This window comes from Pseudonocardia bannensis (assembly GCF_012911875.1).
Classification (GTDB): Bacteria; Actinomycetota; Actinomycetes; order Mycobacteriales; family Pseudonocardiaceae; genus Pseudonocardia; species Pseudonocardia bannensis.
In genome coordinates, this window is the sequence record NZ_JAAXKZ010000054.1 from 19,234 (window position 1) to 37,535 (window position 18,302).

An 18,302-nucleotide genomic window follows, 5' to 3' on the forward strand; every position below is an offset into this window, starting at 1 on the left:
GATCAGGCGGTCGCGTCCCGCAGGACCTGCAGCAGCCGCTCCACCAGGTGGGCGGCGGTGTCACTGTCGAAGCGCGCCAGCCGATGGGTCAGCTCGACGTGGACCGGTGCGGCGTCGACGCCCCGGCCCGGCGACTCGTAGAAGCTGACGGTCAGGTCCGCGGTCGCGCCCCCGACCCCGACGGCGTCGAGACGCCCGAGTACGCCCTGCCCGATCGCCGGCCCGGCCTCCTCGTGGTGCACCAGCAGCACCGGGGGGCGGTGCATCCCGGTGGCCTCGGCGACGTCGGCGAAGGCCCCGTCCTGGTGCTCCAGCGCTCCGAGGTTCGTCTCCCGCACCCGGGCCAGCAACTCCTCGAACCCGGGGTCCCCCGCGGTGTCGGTGCGCAGCACGAGCACGCCCGCGAAGCATCCGACGAGGTCGACGAGCCCGGCCTCCGTCCGGCCCGCCACGAACGAGGCGATCGGGAGGTCCGAGCCGGCGCCGCTCGAGCTCAGCACGGTGGCCAGCGCGGCCTGCATCACCATGAACATGCTGGTCCGGGTGCGACCGGCGAGCTCGTCGATCCCGCGGCGCAGCGCCGGATCGAGGACGAACGCCACCGTGGCCGCGCGGTCGTCGTCCTCCGGGGCGGGTGTGCCGAGATCGAGGGTCGTCGGCACCCCGCGCAGCGCGGTCCGCCAGTGGTCGGAGTCCCCGGGCAGTTCCCGGGCCCACCGCGCGTAGTCGGTGTAGCTCACCGGCAGCGGCTCCCACTCCGGGGCCCGCCCCGTGCAGCGGGCCGCGTAGGCGTGGCCGAGATCGCGCAGCAGTGGGACGACCGACCACTCGTCGACACCGAGGTAGTGCAGCACCAGCAGCAGTGCCTGCTCCCCCGCCGGCCCGGTCAGCAGGTGCGCCCGCAGCGGGGGTTCGACGGTCAGATCGAACGGAGCGGCGGCGAGGACCTGCAGGGCCGAGTCCAGATCGGGTTCGTGCGTCCGGTCGAGGACCGGGCCGGTTTCGCGGATCCGCCGCCGGGGCCCGCCGTCGGAGTCGGCGAACACCGTGCGCAGCGGCTCGTGCCGGCGCGCCACGTCGGCGAGCGCCGCGGCGAGGGCGTCGGCGTCGTAGGGCCGGTCGGGACGCAGGACGAGTGCGTGATCGGGCCGTGCCGACACCCGGTGCCGCGCCCACCGCCAGCGCTGGACCGGGGCGAGCGGTTCGGTCTCCCCGGGCGGATCGGTCGGGACCAGGGCCGGCCGCCCGCCCGACCCGGCACGCCCGCCGATCAACCGCGCGAGCGCGGCGACGGTCGGGGCGTCGAAGACGTCGCGGATGGTCAAGTCGGCGTGCAGCGTCGCGCGCACCTTCCCGATCAGCCGCATCGAGGCCATCGAGTGGCCGCCGAGGTCGAAGAAGCTGTCGTGGATGCCGACCTGGGGAAGGTGCAGGACCTCGGCGAACAGTTCCGCGAGCCGCTGCTGCTCCGGTGTCTGCGGGCGGGCCGAGCCGACGAGCACCGACCAGTCCGGGGCCGGCAGCGCACGCCGGTCGAGCTTGCCGTTCGGCGTCAGCGGCACCGGGCCGTCGAGCGCGACGACGATGGCCGGGACCATGTACTCGGGCAGCCGCTCGGCCACGTGGGCGCGCAGCGCCGCCGGATCGACCGGTCCGTGCCCGGGCACGACGTACCCGACGAGCCGGATCAGGTCGCCGTCCCGGTCGGCCACGACGACGGCCTGGCTCACCGCGTCGTGGCTGGTCAGCGCCGCCGCGACCTCACCGAGCTCGATCCGGAAGCCACGGATCTTGACCTGGTCGTCGACACGGCCCAGGAAGTCGAGATTGCCGTCGCGGCGCCAGCGGGCCCGGTCCCCGGTGCGGTACATCCGTGCCCCGGGCGGGCCGAAGGGCGACGCGACGAAGCGTTCCGCGGTCAGGGCGGTGCGGCCGAGGTAGCCGCGGGCCAGGCCCCGGCCGGCGACGTACAGATCACCGACGACGCCCGGTGGCACCGGGCGCAGCCGCTCGTCGAGGACGTACGCGGTGGTGTTCGGGTCCGGTCGGCCGATCGGGACGGCGGCCCGCCAGCCCGGCTCGGCGCGCCACAGCGTCGAGTTCACCGTGGCCTCCGTCAGCCCGTAGGCGGCGAACAGGTCCAGCCGCTGCGCCCAGCGCCCGATCAGGTCCGGCGGCACCGTCTCGGTGCCCACGAGCACGGTCGTGCCGTCCGGGATCACGCAGTCCGGCGGCAGGGCCGCGACCAGCGACGGCGGCAGGATCGCGTGCGTGATCCCCTGCTCGTGCAGGAAGCCGGTCAGCGCGGGCCCGGCGACCCGGCTGTCGTCGGGAAGGATCACCAGCCGGGCGCCGAGGGTGAGCGACATCGTCAGCTCGAACGCGGCGACGTCGAAGCCGACCGACGCGAACTGCAGGATGCGGCTGTCCGCCTCGACGCCCATCCGGTCGACGGCGGTCGCGGCCAGGCTGGCGATGCCCTCGTGCGGGACGACGACGCCCTTGGGCCGGCCGGTGGAGCCGGAGGTGTAGATGACGTAGGCGGCGTGATCGAGGCCCGACGGCCGGGGCCGGACGCGACGCTGCGCGGGCGTCAGGCCGGCGTCGGGGACCAGGACCCGGGACAGCCCGTCCATCTCCGGGATCCGGCGCGCCTCGGCAGGCGTCGCGACCAGCGTCCGCGCCCCGGAGTCCCCGAGCATGTAGGCGATCCGGTCGGTCGGGTGGTTGAGGTCCAGTGGCAGCCACGCGGCACCGAGCTTGAGTACGCCCAGCACCGTGGCGACCATGTCGGCCGAACGCGGCATGGCGACCCCGACCACGTCCTCGGCGCCGACGCCGTGCGCCGCGAGGAGGTCCGCCGCGGCCTCGGCCAGGGCGTCGAGCTCGCCGTAGCGCACCGACCGGGGCCCGTCGACGACCGCGACGGCGTCGGGCGTCGTCCGTGCCCACCGCTCGAACGAGTCGATCAACGTCTCCTCGTCGACGGCCCGCCCCGTCGCGGTGAACACGTCGAGCACGAGCGGTCGCTCGTCGTCGATGAAGATGTCGACGTCGTCGAGACGCATGCCCGGGTCGTCGGCGAGCGCGTGGGCGAGAGCGGCGAACCGGTCGCCGAGCCGCCGGGCGGTGCCGCGGTCGAACAGGTCTGCGGCGTACTCGAGGTGCAGCGTGATCCGTCCGGACTCCAGTTGCTCCGCGAAGCTGAAGACCAGGTCGAACTTGGCCGTCGTGGTGCCGATCGGCTCCTCGCGGACGTCCAGCCCGGGCAGGTCGAGCAGGTCACCGCTGCGGGCGTGGTAGCCGACCATGACCTGGAACAGCGGGTTGCGGGCCAGTGCCCGGGGCGGGTTCACTCGCTCCACCACGGCCTCGAACGGCACGTCCGCGTGGGCGAACGCGGCCAGGTCGGTCTCGCGGACCCGCGCGACGAGCTCGGTGAACCCCGGCGCGCCGGACACGTCGGTGCGCAGCACCAGGGTGTTGACGAAGAACCCGACGAGATCGTCGAGCCGTTCGTCGGTGCGGCCCGCGATCGGCGCACCGAGCGGTATGTCGGTGCCGGCGCCGAGCCGCTGGAGCAGGGCCGCGACGGCCGCGTGCAGCACCATGAACATGCTCGCGCCGGTGTCCCGGGCGACGCCGCGCAGCCCGTCGCAGGTGTCCGGGTCGAGCGCGACGTCGACGGTGCCGCCGCGGAACGTGGGGCGCGCCGGGCGGGACCGGTCAGTGGGCAGAACCAGCTCGTCGGGCGCGCCGTCCAGCGTCGCGTGCCAGAAGTCGAGCTGGCGGGCGGCCACGCTCGCCGGATCGTCGCGGTCGCCGAGCATCTCGGCGTGCCACAGCGCGTAGTCGGCGTACTGGACGGCGAGCGGGGCGAACTGCGGGGCCGTGCCGTCGTGGCGGGCCCGGTACGCGGCGGCGAGGTCGCGCAGGAACGGCCGGTCGGACCATTCGTCGGTCGTGATGTGGTGCAGCAGCAGGACGAGCACGTGCTCGGCGGGGTGCACCGCGATGAGCGTGGCCCGCAACGGCAGCTCGGCGGCCAGGTCGAACGGCCGGTCCAGTTCGGCGCGGACCAGCCCGCCGACCTCGTCCGCGGCCGCGTCCACCCGGGCGAAGGGCACCCGGGCCGCCGGCAGGATCCGCTGCACCGGGAGCCCGGTGCCCTCCTCCTCGGCGAACACCGTGCGCAGCGCCTCGTGGCGGGCGACCACGTCGTGCAGCGCCGCCTCCAGCGCGCCCGCGTCCAGCTCCCCGCGCAGCCGCAGCACGATCGGGAAGTTGTACGCGGCCGAGCCGGCCTCCAGCTGCTGGACCAGCCAGAGCCGCTGCTGGGCCGCCGACAGCGGGAGCCGCTCCGGACGTCGCGCCGCGACGAGCTCGGGCCGGGCTCCGGCCCGGGCCCCCGCCGCCCGCGTCGCCAGTTCCGCGACTGTCGGCGCCTCGAACAGATCGCGCAGGGTCAGCTCGGCCGACAGCGCCGTCCGGGCCCGGCTGAGCAGCCGGGTGGCGAGCAGCGAGTGCCCACCGAGATCGAAGAAGTCGTCCTCGACGCCGACCCGCTCCAGTCCCAGGACCTGCGCGAACAGCTCGCACAGCACCTGCTCGTGGCGCCCGCGGGGCTCCCGGCCGCCCCCGGCCGGGGTGATGTCGGGGCGGGGCAGGGCGGCGGTGTCGAGCTTGCCGTTGACGGTCAGCGGCAACGCGTCGAGCGCGACGATCGCCGCCGGGACCATGTAGTCGGGCAACCGCTCGCGCAGGTGCTCGCGCAGCGAGTTCGCCTCGGTGCCGGGTTCCCCGACCACGTAGCCGACCAGCCGCGCGATCCCCCCGGGGCCGAACCGGTCGGCGATCACCGCGGCCTGCGCGACACCGGGGTGGTCGGTGAGCGCGGCCGCGACCTCCCCCGGTTCGACCCGGTAGCCGCGGATCTTGACCTGCTCGTCGGTGCGGCCGAGGAAGTCCAGCGCGCCGTCCGGGCGGCGGCGCACGAGGTCACCGGTGCGGTACATCCGCCCGCCGGGCTCGTGCGGGTCGGCGACGAACCGCTCGGCCGTCAGCGCGAACCGGCCGAGGTAGCCGCGGGCCAGCCCGGCGCCGGCGATGTAGAGCTCGCCGGGCACCCCGTCGGGCACCGGGCGCAGCCAGCCGTCGAGCACGTGGGCACGGGTGTTGAGGATCGGCCGGCCCACCGTCGGGGTGGCGCTGTCAGCCGTCCCCGCGCCGAGGGTGTTGATGGTGTACTCGGTCGGGCCGTAGAGGTTGTAGCCGACGGTCCCGGAGGTGTCGCGCAGCGTCGTCCAGACGGTGTCGGACACGGCCTCACCACCGAGCAGCACGAGCGGCGGCCGGTGCCGCCCCTCCCCCTCGTCGAGCAGGCCGACCTCGAACAGCGCCGCGGCGTAGGTCGGGGTCACGTTGACGACGTCGATCTCGTGCGCGTCGCAGTAGGCGACCAGCGCCTCGGCGTCGCGGCGCAGGTCCTCGTCACACACGTGCACCTCGTGGCCCTCGACGAGCCAGAGCAGCTCCTCCCAGGACATGTCGAAGGCGAACGACACGGTGTGCGCGATGCGCAGCCGCCGGCCCCCGGCGGCCGCGATCGCCGGTCCGAAGATCTCCTCCCGGTGGTTGAGCTGCATGTTCGTGAGCCCCCGGTACGGGGTCACGACGCCCTTGGGCCGGCCCGTCGAGCCCGAGGTGTAGATGACGTACGCCGGGAACTCGAGACGGTGCGGGTTCGTCCGCGCGAACGGGCCCAGCTCGGCGTCGGACAGCGGCCCGCCCGGGAGCGCCGCGCGCTCGGCCGCCACCGCGGGGTCGTCCAGCACGACGGCCGGCACCCCGGCACCGGCGAGCGAGTCGGCGACCCGCGCGACGGTGAGCAGGCAGACCGGCGCCGCGTCGCGCAGGGTGGAGACGAGCCGTTCGGCCGGGTGGTCGAGCTCCAGCGGCAGGTACGCCGCGCCCGTGCGCAGCACCGCGAACAGCGCGATCACCGTCTCCGCCGACCGCGGCAGCCCCAGCGCCACCACCGTCTCCGGGCCGGCGCCCCGGGCGAGCAGCAGCCGGGCGGTGCGGTCGACGGCGGCATCGAGCTCGGCGTAGGTCAGCCGCTCGGTCCCGGCGATCAGGGCGGTGTCGCCGGGGATGCGGGCGGCGCGCTCCGCGAGCAGGTCGGCGATGGTCTCGGTGCCGATCGGCCGCGCCGCCCCGCCGCGGCTCGTCCTGATCGCCGCCGTCTCCGCCGGGAGCAGCGGGTCGAGCCGGGCGGTGGCGGTCCGCGGGTCGGCGAGCAGCTGGTCGAGCAGCAGGGTGAACCGGTCCAGGTAGGCCTGCGCTGCCTCCGCACCGACGACGTCGGGGGCGTGGGACAGCGTCAGCCGGATCCGGTGACCGGGGGTCACGACGAGGTTCAGCGGGTAGTGCGTGGCGTCCACATTGGTCATCGCGGTGATCCCGTAGCGGGCCCCGAGCTCGGCGACCCGCTGCTCACCGCCCTCGGGCCGGTAGACGAACAACGTGTCGAACAGTTGCCGGTGCCCGGCCGCGCGCTGGATCTCGCCCAGCCCCATCGACTCGTGCTCCAGCAGCGCGAGCCGCTCGGCCTGCACCCGGTGCAGCAGATCCACCACCGGCTCGTCCGCGACGAACGCCATCCGGGCCGGAACCGTGTTCAGGAAGAGGCCGATAGTGCTCTCGACGTCGGCGACGGCGGCGGGGCGCCCGGCCACCGCCGTGCCGAAGACGACGTCGGAGCGCCCGGTCGAGGCGCCGAGGACCAGCCCCCAGACCGTGCTCAGCACGGTGTTCGCGGTCAGGCCGTGCTCGCGGGTGAGCGCGCGCAACCGATCGGCGGTAGCCGCCGTGAGCTCGACGTCGAGGGTGCGCGGCGGTGTGGCCGTGGCCGCCCGGGCCGCCGCGGGAGCCACCAGGGTCGGGGTGTCCACACCGGACAGTGCCGTGCGCCAGGCCGCGGTGGCCGCGGCGGCGTCCTGCGCGGCGAGCCACGCCAGGTAGTCGCGGTAGGAACCCGGCTCCGCAGCAGCCTCACCGTGGTAGGCCGCGAACAACTGCTCGACGAACAGCCACGCCGACCAGCCGTCCCACAGCAGCAGGTGGCGGTTGATCACCAGCCGGTCGCGGTCGCCGAGGCGCACCAGCAGCAGCCGGAACAGCGGGGGCCGGGCAAGGTCGAAGCGGGTCGCGCGGTCCTCGGCCATCAGCGCGGCGAGGCGCGCCTCGCGCTCCGCGGCCGGGGCCCCGGACAGGTCCACCTCGGTCACCGGCGGTTGGAGCTGGGCCGCGACGAACTGCACCGGCCCGCCGAGGCCCTCGCTGGTGAACCCGGCGCGCACAGCGGCGTTGCGTGCGAGCACCGTCGCGCAGGCGGCGCGCAGCCGGTCGGCATCGAGCCGGTGATCGAGGTCGATGGCCTCCTGGATCGTGTAGACGTCGGCGTCGGCACCGTCGAGGCCGGCGTGGAAGAACAGGCCGTCCTGCAACGGGGACAGCGGCCAGACCTCCGCGACGGGCACCGGGCTGACCCGGCGGACCTGGGCGAGGTCCGCCTCCGTGACGCCGGTCAGCTCGCCGCCGACCGGAGCCTCGGCCGCCGCCGTCTCCGCAAGGGCCGCGATCCCGGCCGGGGTCCGGCCGGTGAACACGTCCTGCGGGCCGACCCGCAGCCCGGCCCGCCGGGCCCGGCTCGACACGCTGATCGAGGAGATGCTGTCCCCACCGAGGGCGAAGAAGTCGTCGTCGGGACCGCAGTGCTCCCGGCCCAACACCTCGGCGAACACCGTGCACAGCACCCGTTCCACGGCGGTGCGCGGCTCGCGGGCCGGCCCGCTCGGCGCCGGGGCGGCCGGGGCGGGCAATGCGGCGCGGTCGAGCTTGCCGCTGGGGGTGAGCGGCAGGTCGTCGAGCACGACGAACGCCGTGGGAACCATGGGTTCGGGCAGCGCCACGGCGAGTGCCGCCCGCAGCCGATCGGGGTCGGGCGCGGCGCCGGCCGCGGGCACCACGTACCCCACCAGCGCCTGCCCGGCGCGGTCGCGACGGGCGATCACCGCGGCCCGCGCGACCTCCGGCAGGCCCACCAGCGCGGCTTCGATCTCGCCCAGCTCGATGCGGTTGCCGCGGATCTTGACCTGGAAGTCGGACCGGCCCAGGTACTCCAGCGCCCCGTCGGGACGGCGGCGCACGACGTCGCCGGTGCGGTACATCCGCTCCCCCGGTGCACCAAACGGGTCAGCGACGAACCGGTCGGCGGTCAGCCCCGCCCGGGCGTGGTAGCCGCGGGCGAGCTGGACGCCGGCGAGGTAGAGCTCACCGGCCATGCCGTCGGCGACCGGGCGCAGGCACGGGTCGAGCACGTGCACCCGGGTGTTCCACACCGGCCGTCCGATGGGGACGGACGCGCCGTCGTCGGCCCCGTCCTCGGAACACGCGAAGTAGGTGACGTCGACGGCGGCCTCGGTGGGCCCGTAGAGGTTGTGCAGCGGCACCCCGGTGAGCTCCGACCAGCGCGCGGCGGAGCCGACGGGCAGCGCCTCCCCGCTGGAGAACACCCGGCGCAGGGTCCCGGCCCACGACGGGTCGGCGGTCACCTCGTCGGTGGCGAGGAACGCCTCCAGCATCGACGGCACGAAGTGCATCGTCGTGACCCGCTCGTCCCGGACCACTCCGGCCAGGTATCCCGGGTCCCGGTGCCCGCCCGGCCGGGCGAACACGACGGCCGCGCCCGTGCACAACGCCCAGAAGAACTCCCAGACCGACACGTCGAAGCCGGCCGGGGTCTTCTGCAGCACCCGGTCGTCCGCACCGAGGCCGTACTCGTGCTGCATCCAGGCGAGCCGGTTGACGATCGCGCGGTGGGTCACGACCACGCCCTTCGGGCGGCCGGTCGAACCCGAGGTGTAGATCAGGTACACAGCCTCGTCGACGTCGGTGCCGCCGGTGGTGGTGCCGGCGGTGCCGGTGATGCCTGCGGGGCCGGCGGGCGAGGCTCCGACCGGTTCGCCACCGGCGGCATCGCTGTCCCCGGTGGCCTCCATCAGCAACGCCGCCACCCCGGCCACCCGGGGGACCCGGTCCGCGGCGGCGCCCGTCGTCACCACGACGTCGACGCCCGCGTCGGCGAGCATGAACTCGAGCCGTTCGGCGGGGTACTCCAGGTCGAGCGGCAGGTAGGCGGCGCCGGACCTCAGCACGCCCAGCAGGGCCACCATGAGCTCCGCCGAGCGCGGCACCGCGACCCCGACGACCCGGCCCGGGCCGGCCCCGGCCGCCCGCAGCCGCGCGGCCAGTACGCCGGCCCGGCGGCTCAGCTCGGCGTAGCTCAGCGTCGCATCCTCGGCGACGACGGCCGTCGCGTCGGGGGTGCGGGCCGTCTGCGCGGCGATCAGCTCGGTCAGCGTCGTGGCGGGGACGTCGTGCGCGGGGTCGTCGGCAGGGTCGTCGGCGGAGTCCGCCACGGGACGGCCGGCGCGGCCGTGAGCAGGGCCGGCGTCCCGCAGCGGGATCGACGCGACCACCGCGTCCAGGCCGTCGGCCAGTGCGTCGAGCACCCGTCGGAGCTGGTCGACCAGCAGCGCCGCGGCGTCCGCCGGGACGCGCGCGGGGTCGTACTTCAGCACGAGGTCGAGCTGCGCCCCGGTGCCGGCGACCAGCGCGACCGGGTAGTGCACGGCGTCGAGGACCTCCACCCCCTCGACCTGCAGCCCCGCGCCCGGCGTCTGGTCGCGCGGGTAGTTCTCGACCACGACGAGCGTGTCGAACAGCTCGGGCAGCCCGGCCAGGCGTTGCACCTCCCCGAGCCCGATCTGCTGGTGGTCGAGCAGCCCGGTCTGGGCTTCCTGCAACCGGCGCAGCGTCGCGGCCAGCGTCTCGCCCGGCTGCCAGCGCAACCGGACCGGGAGGGTATTGATGAACAACCCGACGGCCGACTCGAGGCCGTCGACGTCGGCGTCGCGGCCGGAGACCGTGCTGCCGAACACCACGTCGCGCCGCCCGGTGAGCTGGCCCAGCAGCAGGCCCCACGCACCGTTCAGCACGGTGCCCAGGGTCAGGCCGTGGGCCCGGGCCCCGGCGGTCAGTGCGGCGGTGGCCTGCTCGTCGAGGGTGAACCCGAGCCGACTGTGCCGCGTCGCCGCGTCGCCGCCGGGCGGCGGGCCGGGCACGATCGCGGGCAGCAGCCGGGTGGGCTCGTCGAGCCCGGCCAGCTCGGCGGCCCAGGCCGCGCGGGCGGCCTCGGTGTCGCGATCGGCGAGCCGGGCGAACCACGCGCGGTGCCGGACCATCGCCTCACCGCCGCGGTGTCCGGCCCGAACGGGGGCGCCGCCGGCCCGGGCCGCGTACCCCGCGAGCAGGTCGCGGACGAGCACGACGACCGACCAACCGTCGATCACGATGTGCTGGAAGGTGACGACGAGCCGGGCCCGCCCGGTGCCGAGCCGGATCAGGGTGGCGCGCAGCAGCGGGGGCCGGGCCAGGTCGAACCGGCGGGCCCGGTCCGCGTCGATCACGGCGGCGGCGCGGCGGTCCTGCTCGTCGGCCGGCAGACCCGACAGGTCCACCTCCCCCCAGGGCAGTTCGGCGTGCGCGGCCACGGCCTGCACCACCCGGCCGTCGGCACGCTGGGCGAACCCCGCGCGCAGCTGGGGGTGGCGATCGAGCAGGTCCTGGATCGCGGCACGCAGCGCCGTCCCGTCGACACCGTGCTCCGGGGCGACGAGGTCGAAGACCTCCTGGATCGTGTAGACGTCCCGCGCCGCCTCGTCCAGCGCGGCGTGGAAGAAGAAGCCCTCCTGCAGGGCGGACACCGGCCACACGTCGGCGATCTCGCCGATCCCGGCCAGCTCCGCGCGCGCCACCGCGTCCAGCTCGGCGAGCGGACCGGTGACGTCCTCGACCGGCACGTCCGGGCGGACGGTGGCGACGGGCGCGAGCTCGGCGACCGTTCGGTGGGTGAAGACCTGCCGCGGGGTGACGAGCAGGCCCGCCGCACGCGCCCGGACCACCAGCCTGATGGAGACGATGCTGTCACCGCCGAGGGCGAAGAAGTCGTCGTCGACACCGATCCCGGGGACGCCGAGCACCTCGGCGAACAGCGCGCAGAGCAGTTCCTCGCGGGGGGTGCGGGGCCGATGGCCGGTGACCTGGGCGGCCAGGTCCGGCGCCGGCAGCGCCGCGCGGTCGAGCTTGCCGTTGGCCATCACCGGCAGCGCGGGGAGCGCGACGATCCCCGACGGGACCAGGTAGTCGGGCAGCCGGTCACGCAGGTGCTCGCGCAGGTTCGCGACCAGGGTGTTCACGTCGCGGAACGGGGCGGGCACGTTGGCGAGCGCCGTCACCTCCGTCCCGGGGCCGGATTCCGGCCGGTATGCCGGCCCGGTGGCGGCGTCCGGCGCGGTGAACAGCACGTCGAGCCGTCCGTCGGCGTCGCCGGCGGTCCACGTGACGGCGGTGCGGTAGCCGAGCTCGGCGCCGAGTTCGTGCAGGTCCTCGGGGTCGACGCCAGGACTCGGAACCGCGGAGCCGCCGTCGACGACCAGCAGGGCCGCCAGGTCCGGGGTCAGCCGGGCGTTGGGGATGCCGGTGACACGCAGCGCGGCCGGGCGGTGATCTCGCAGGTGCGCGGCCAGGTCGGCGAGTTCACCGACAGCGCCCGCCCCGGCCGGCGGTTCCGTGGAACCGTCGGCCCAGACCAGCTCGCCGGGAACGAGCGGTGCCGGCTCCCCCTCCCGGCCACCGGCCCTCCGCAGCACGACGTCGTACCGGTAGCGGCTCAGCTCGTCGTGCGCGACCGCCCGCTTGACCTCCAGGTCCACGCCCGCCAGGCCCGGGATCACAGTCGGCAGGACCGCGAAGAAGTCCGGATCGCAGAGCAGCTCACCCTCCCACGCCACGGCGGCGTCGACGGCCCGGCGCAACGCCGCCGGGTCGCCCCCCGGTTGGCGCCGGCCGACCTCGATCCCGGCGCGGAACATCCGCAGCAGACCGCGGTGCCGGACGTCGCCGACGAAGACCGCACCACCGGGTGCCAGCAGCGCGGCGGCGCGGCGCAGCACATCGATCAGGTACGCGGCGCTCGGGAAGTACTGTGCCACCGAGTTGATCACGACGGTGTCGAAGGACCCTGCCGTGAGATCTGCGTCGTCGGCGTCGGCGAGCTCATGGGCGGGCCGGGCGTCCAGCACGACCCTGCCGGCCAGCGCCGGATCCGCGTCCACCCGCCGGCGCAGCGCGGCGATCGCCTCCTCGGACAGGTCGACGCCACGGTAGAGCTCGCAGTCCGGGGCGAGCTCGGTGAGCAGCAGACCGCTGCCGACGCCGATCTCCAGCACCCGCCGCGGCGCCAGCGCCCGGATCCGGGCCACCGTCGCCTCACGCCAGGCCCGCATGTCCGCGCGCGGGATGGGCGACCCGTCGTAGGTCGAGTTCCAGCCCGCGAAGCCGTCCTCGAATGCCGCGGAGCTCTCGTCGGACGCGGCGTACAGCAGTTCGTGCAGGTCCTTCCACACCGCGACCTGCTCCTCCGCGGCGGTACCACCGGTCCGTGGCACCACATAGGCCACCAGCCTCCGGTCGCCGGGCCGGTCCTCGCGCACCTGCACCGTGGCCTGCGCGACGGCCGGATGCGCGGCGAGCACCGCCTCGATCTCGCCGGGTTCCACCCGGTATCCGCGGATCTTGACCTGGTCGTCGACCCGGCCCAGGAAGTCCAGCGTCCCGTCGGCGTCGCGGCGGACGACGTCGCCGGTGCGGTACAGCCGTTCCCCCGGTGCGCCGAACGGGTCGGCGACGAACCGCTCGGCGGTGAGGTCCGGACGCCCGAGGTAGCCGCGGGCCAGACCCGGCCCGCCCAGGTAGAGCTCGCCGGGCTCGCCGGGCGGGACCGGGCGCAACCGGTCGTCGAGCACGTGCGCGGTGGTCATCGGATCGGGCACGCCGATCGGGACCGAGGTCCCGCGCAGCCGGTCGGGGTGGCTCTCCCCGAGGGTGGAGTTCACGGTCGCCTCGGTGGGGCCGTAGGCGTTGAACATCCGGCGCCCCCGCCCCCACCGCGCCACGAGCTCACGCGACACCCGCTCGGTGCCGGCCAGCAGGGTGGCGGGCGGCAGCGTCACGTCCGGCGGCATCGCCGCGAGCAGGGTCGGCGGCAGGATCATGAACGTGACGGCGTGCGCGTGCGCGTAGTCGGCCAGTTCCGGCCCGGGCACCCGCAACTCAGCGGGCACGACCACCAGCCGCCCGCCGGACAGCAACGCGAGGCACAGGTCCCAGAACGCCACGTCGAAGCTCGGTGAGGCGAACTGCAGGATCCGGCTGTCCGCGCCGATGCCGAACCGCTCGGTCTGGGTCGCGACGAGCTTCGCGACCCCGGTGTGCGAGAGCACGACGCCCTTCGGCCGGCCGGTGGAGCCCGAGGTGTAGATGACGTACGCCGCGTTGTGGACGTGCAGCGGCGGGGCCGGGTCCGATGCGGGGGCCGCGGCGAGCTCGGCGTCGGTGCCCGGATCGTCGAGCAGCAGTAACGGCACGTCCCCGAGGTCCCCGGCCAGGTCGGCCGTCGCGACGACCACCGCAGGCCGGGCGTCGGCGAGCATGTACCCGATGCGATCCACCGGGTAGTCCGGGTCGATCGGCAGGTACGCCGCGCCCGCCTTCAGTACCGCGACCTGCGCGACGACCATGTCGATCGAGCGTGGCAGGGCGAGCCCGACCACCCGCTCCGGCCCCGCTCCGCGGGCGCGCAGGACGTGGGCGAGGCGGTTCGCCCGGGCGTCGAGCTGGGCGTAGGTCAGCCTCTCGTCGGCCAGCACGACCGCGACCGCGTCCGGATCGCGGCGGACCTGCTCGGCGAACAGGACGGGCCAGGTGGACGCCGGGCCGCAGCCCCCGTCCCGCTGCCGGTCGATCATCAGGTGGCGGTCGTTCTCGGATGTCGTGGTCACCATCGGCTCCATCGGCACGGCAGCGGTACGGGGATCAGTGGGCAGCCGGGGTCAGGCCGCCCCGTCGCGTTCCATCCGCTCGACCAGGCTCCGCGGCCGCAGGTCGGTCCAGTGCGCCTCGATGTGGTCCAGGCACGACCGCCGGGTGTCCGGACCGTGCTGCACGGTCCAGCCCTCGGGCACCGGCACGAAGGTCGGCCACAGCGAGTACTGGCCCTCGTCGTTGCGCAGCGCGTGGAACGTGCCGTTCTCGTCGTCGAAGGGGTTGGTGGACATGGGTGTCTCCTGGATTCGGGGAGTGGAGCCGGCGGCGGGGGCGCTCAGCGGGCGACGGGGGCGTCGGCGAGCGCGGCGGGGGCCGGCGCAGCGGCCGGGGCACCCCCCGCGATCGACGCGACGATCTCCCCGGAGCGCACCGCGACGTTCGACAGCAGCGTCGAGGAGATGCCGTGCGTGTGCTCCGTCGCGCCCTGCACGTAGATACCGGCGGTGAGGTCTGCGGTGGTGGCGATGCGGTAGTCGCGCCGGATGTCGAGCCGCCCCGCGGCGTCGCGGGCGCAGGACCGGGCGAGGTCACCGAGCAGCCAGAGTGGGTCGGTAGCGCGGTAGCCGGTCGCGTAGACGACGGCGTCGGAGGTGAGCACCTCGCGATCGCCGTCGATCATCGACTCGACCGCGAGCTCGACCCGGCCCCCGATCTCGACGACGTCGGTCACGCGCGTGACGTTGAGGAAGCGCAGGCGCTCCCGGCCCGCGACCCGCTCGTGATAGTGGCGCCGGTAGAGCTCGTCGATCAGCTCGGGGTCGACCACCGAGTAGTTCGTGTTCGCGTGGTAGCCCAGGATCTGCTCCTTCACCTCGTCGGGCGCGGTGTAGAAGTGGTCGACCGCGACCGGGTCGAAGATCCGGTTGGCGAAGGAGCTGTCGTCGGCCGGGCTGTAGCCGTAGCGCGTGAAGACCGCGCAGACCTCGGCGGTCGGGAAGGTCCGGTGCAGGAAGTCGACGGCCTCGGCGGCGCTCTGGCCGGCGCCGACCACGGCGAGCCGGCTGGGCTCGGTGCCCTTGAGCAGCGCGACCCGGCCCAGCAGGTCGCGGCTGTGCCACACCCGATCACCGAGCCGGACCCCGCGCGGCACGTGCGGGGTCAGCCCGGTCGCAAGCACGACGTTGCGGGTCCGGTGGCGCTCGGTCGAGCCGTCGGCGTACCGCGTCACCACCTCCAGGTGGCGCACCGGGCCTGCCGGGCCGTCACCGCGCACCGGAGCGATCTCCACGACCTCGGCGCCGTAGTCGACCTGGCCGGCGAAACCCGCGGCGGCCCACTCCAGGTAGTCGTGAAACTCGAGGCGGGTCGGGAACACGCTGCCGTAGTTGATGAAGTCGACGAGCCGGTTCCGCGCGTGCAGGTAGGACAGGAAGCTGAACGGGCTGCCCGGGTTCCGCTGCGTGACCAGGTCCTTCAGGAACGACACCTGCATCGTCGCGTCTTCGAGCAGCATCCCGCGGTGCCACCCGAAGCAGGGCTGGCGCTCCAGGAACCGTGCGGTCAACCGGCGCTCGGGCGCAGCGGCGCGGTTGTGCTCCGCGACCGCGATGGCCAGCGCCAAGTTCGACGGTCCGAACCCCACTCCGAGGACGTCGAGGACATCCGGACCGGAGCCGGGGCGTGCAGGGGCGGAGTACGACATCGTCATCCTCTCGATGGCCCGCGGCACGCGAAGCCATGATCGCCGATCCTTATCTAAGGGCAGGCTAACCATAAGCTGGCGCACGTCAGAGGTCCGCCCGAGTGATCATCTGCGCCATGTTGATCACGCTGGGTACACGCTCTGGGGCCGAACGGGCGTATCGCCGCTCACACTTGCGATGTACCTGCTGGCCACGCCGTTGCGCGCAGGCGCTTCGCCGCGCCCGTCGCCGAAGGACGGAAACGGCACGGCCCGGCACGCGAACGGTCGCGTGCCGGGCCGTGAGAGGTGCCCCCGCCCGGCGTCAGCCGGGCGACGGGTCAGCGCGAGAAACTGATCGCCACGCTGATCCCGGGACCGCCCTGGCCGAACCCGTCGGCCAGATCGACACCGCGGGGCAGCGAGGGGGCCTGCTCCGCCGACGGGGCCTCGAACTCCGGGGCCTCGGGCGCGTCGAACTCCGGAGCCCCCGGCGCCTCGAAGGCGGGGGCCCCGAACGCGTCGAAGGCCGGAGCCTGCGGCAGCGCGGGCACACCGAACGCCGGCGCGTCGAACGCGGGCGGCTCGGGGAGTGACGCGGCGGACCCTCCGTCCTCCGCGTCGTAGTCGCCCTCGAACTCCGACTCGCCGTCCATGGTCCAGCCGGATCCGGTCGACCCGCTCCCGGAGAACTCACCGTTCGCCGAGCCCGACTGCGCGCCCGGGAACGATCCGCTCACCAGGTCTGCGGTCTGGAACGCCTCCCCGTCCAGGCCGGGCGCCCCGGCGTTCGGCACTCCGTCCGGACCTGGCAGGGCGAGGGCGTCGGCCGAGCCGGGGAGCTCCGCAGCACCGGATGCGTCGGGAGCGCCGGGCAGGTCAGGGGTGGTCGGCAGCGCGGCCGCCCCGGCGATACCGGACACGGCGAACGCCAGCGGCATCGACAGCGCGCCGACAGCGGCGACGCGGCGGGCCGTCTTGTTCATCTGCATCGAGTACATCCCTCTCTTCGGCGTTGTCCGCGGATCAAGCGCCGGACGGCGCAGGGCGGGCATCGCTGCGCGCCCGTTATGTAGCTGTGCGTGACCGGGCTCGCGGCGGAGAAGCTAGCTTGCTACGCCGTAAGAGGCACTCCGAGGGGGCGAAGAGCGGCATTCGGAGCATCGGGGAGGGGATTTTGTCACTATCTGTTCATGTAACGCTCTACAGTGAGTAGTTGGAGCGCGCGCTGACTTTTACGGACAGTCACCATTGGCGGGAGCCTCCGGGCCCCGCCCGGTCAGGTGTCCGGACGCCGGAAGTTTGACGATGATCATGTGGCCGTATCGCCGCGGGTACAGCGGTCGTTGAACAGTGCCCTCTCGGACGACCGGTCCGCCGGGCCCTGCCGGATCACCGGATCGCGGCTGACCCACCCGCGCTCACGACCGGCCGGGAGCGGGGCCCGGCCGACGCGATCGCCGGTACACCGGACCACCGCCGGGCCGATCGTCCGGCTGCGGGCCGGGGGTCGACGCCGGACAGGCCGGCCTCAGGGGGCCAGCAACACCCGCGCCAGGTCCTTCCACTGCGCGACCATCGGGTCGCCGGCAGGGTCGCGAGGATCGAAGGTGTAGGTCAGCGCCGTGCCGCGCATGCTCGTCAGGAGCAGATCGCGCAGCTGACGGAAGCGCGGATGCGACGCGTGCGGCTCGCCGAACATCCGTCCGATCGACGCCCGGATCACCGAGCCGAGCCGCCGCTCTTCCGGCAGCAGCGCCTCGGCGATCTCGGGATTGGCCCGGGCGGCCGTCCACAGTTCGACCGCAGCCCAGAAATGCGGCTCGTGGAAGGTCTCCCAGAGCAGCTCGACGACCCGGTCGACCCGCCCCCAGCCCTCCGTGATGTTCCCGTCGTCCCCGAGCAGGTGTAGCACCCGGTCCTCGGTGTCCTGCACCCGCTTCACGGCCAGGTACTGCGCGGCCGCCACCAGCAGCCGGTCGCGGGACGGGAAGTGGTGCAGCAACCGGCCCCGGGACACGCCCGCCGCTGCCTGGATGGTCAGCGTGGTGGCGCCGGAGTACCCACCGGCGGTGAGGCACCCCACCGCCGCGTCCAGGATCCGGGCGCGGCTGTCCTCGGTGCGCTGCGCCCGGGTCCTGGGTTGGGAAGCGGTCACCACTAGAGCCCGAGGCTCCGGCCGATGACTTCCTTCATGATCTCGGTGGTGCCGCCGTAGATGCGGGTGATCCGCGCGTCGGCGTAGGCCTTGGCGATCGGGTACTCGTTCATGTAGCCGTACCCGCCGTGCAGCTGCAGGCACTTGTCCAGGACCTTGCCCTGCAGCTCGGTGCACCACCACTTCGCCTTCGACGCGTCGACGGCGGTGAGCTCGCCCGCGTTGAGCGCGCGCACGCAGTCGTCGACGTAGTGCTCGGCGATGTCGATCTCGGTGGCGATCTCGGCCAGCACGAACCGGGAGTTCTGGAAGGACCCGATGGGTTGGCCGAAGGCCTTGCGGTCCTTGACGTAGTCCAGCGTCTGCTCCAGCGCGGTCCGGGCCGCCGCGACGCCGGCGATCGCGATGGACAGCCGCTCCTGCGGCAGGTTGGTCACGAGCTGGGTGAAGCCCTGACCCTCCTCCGGGCCGAGCAGGTTCGCCACCGGCACGCGGACGTCGGTGAACGACAGC

Annotated in this window: 6 protein-coding genes; all 6 read right to left on the reverse strand. The window is 74.3% G+C overall.

From position 1 onward, the window contains the following. Positions 1-2: 2 nt before the first annotated feature. Positions 3-13,964, reverse strand: a complete 13,962-nt coding sequence (locus tag HF519_RS15775) for a non-ribosomal peptide synthetase (RefSeq protein WP_312860140.1) — start codon at positions 13,962-13,964, stop codon at positions 3-5. A 51-nt stretch (positions 13,965-14,015) separates the two neighbouring features. Continuing rightward, complete coding sequence (locus tag HF519_RS15780; protein ID WP_169413710.1) at positions 14,016-14,240, reverse strand: MbtH family protein; 225 nt, start codon at positions 14,238-14,240, stop codon at positions 14,016-14,018. 44 nt (positions 14,241-14,284) lie between these two features. Continuing rightward, positions 14,285-15,652: a lysine N(6)-hydroxylase/L-ornithine N(5)-oxygenase family protein gene (locus HF519_RS15785; protein ID WP_211170089.1), complete on the reverse strand. Its 1,368-nt coding sequence runs from the start codon at positions 15,650-15,652 to the stop codon at positions 14,285-14,287. 320 nt (positions 15,653-15,972) lie between these two features. Continuing rightward, positions 15,973-16,623, reverse strand: coding sequence for a hypothetical protein (locus HF519_RS15790; RefSeq protein ID WP_169413711.1), 651 nt, complete (start codon positions 16,621-16,623; stop codon positions 15,973-15,975). Positions 16,624-17,162: 539 nt separating this feature from the next. Continuing rightward, complete coding sequence (locus tag HF519_RS15795; RefSeq protein WP_169413712.1) at positions 17,163-17,789, reverse strand: TetR/AcrR family transcriptional regulator; 627 nt, start codon at positions 17,787-17,789, stop codon at positions 17,163-17,165. 2 nt (positions 17,790-17,791) lie between these two features. Continuing rightward, positions 17,792-18,302: acyl-CoA dehydrogenase family protein (locus HF519_RS15800; protein WP_281358546.1), on the reverse strand; the 511-nt coding region annotated here is incomplete at its 5' end.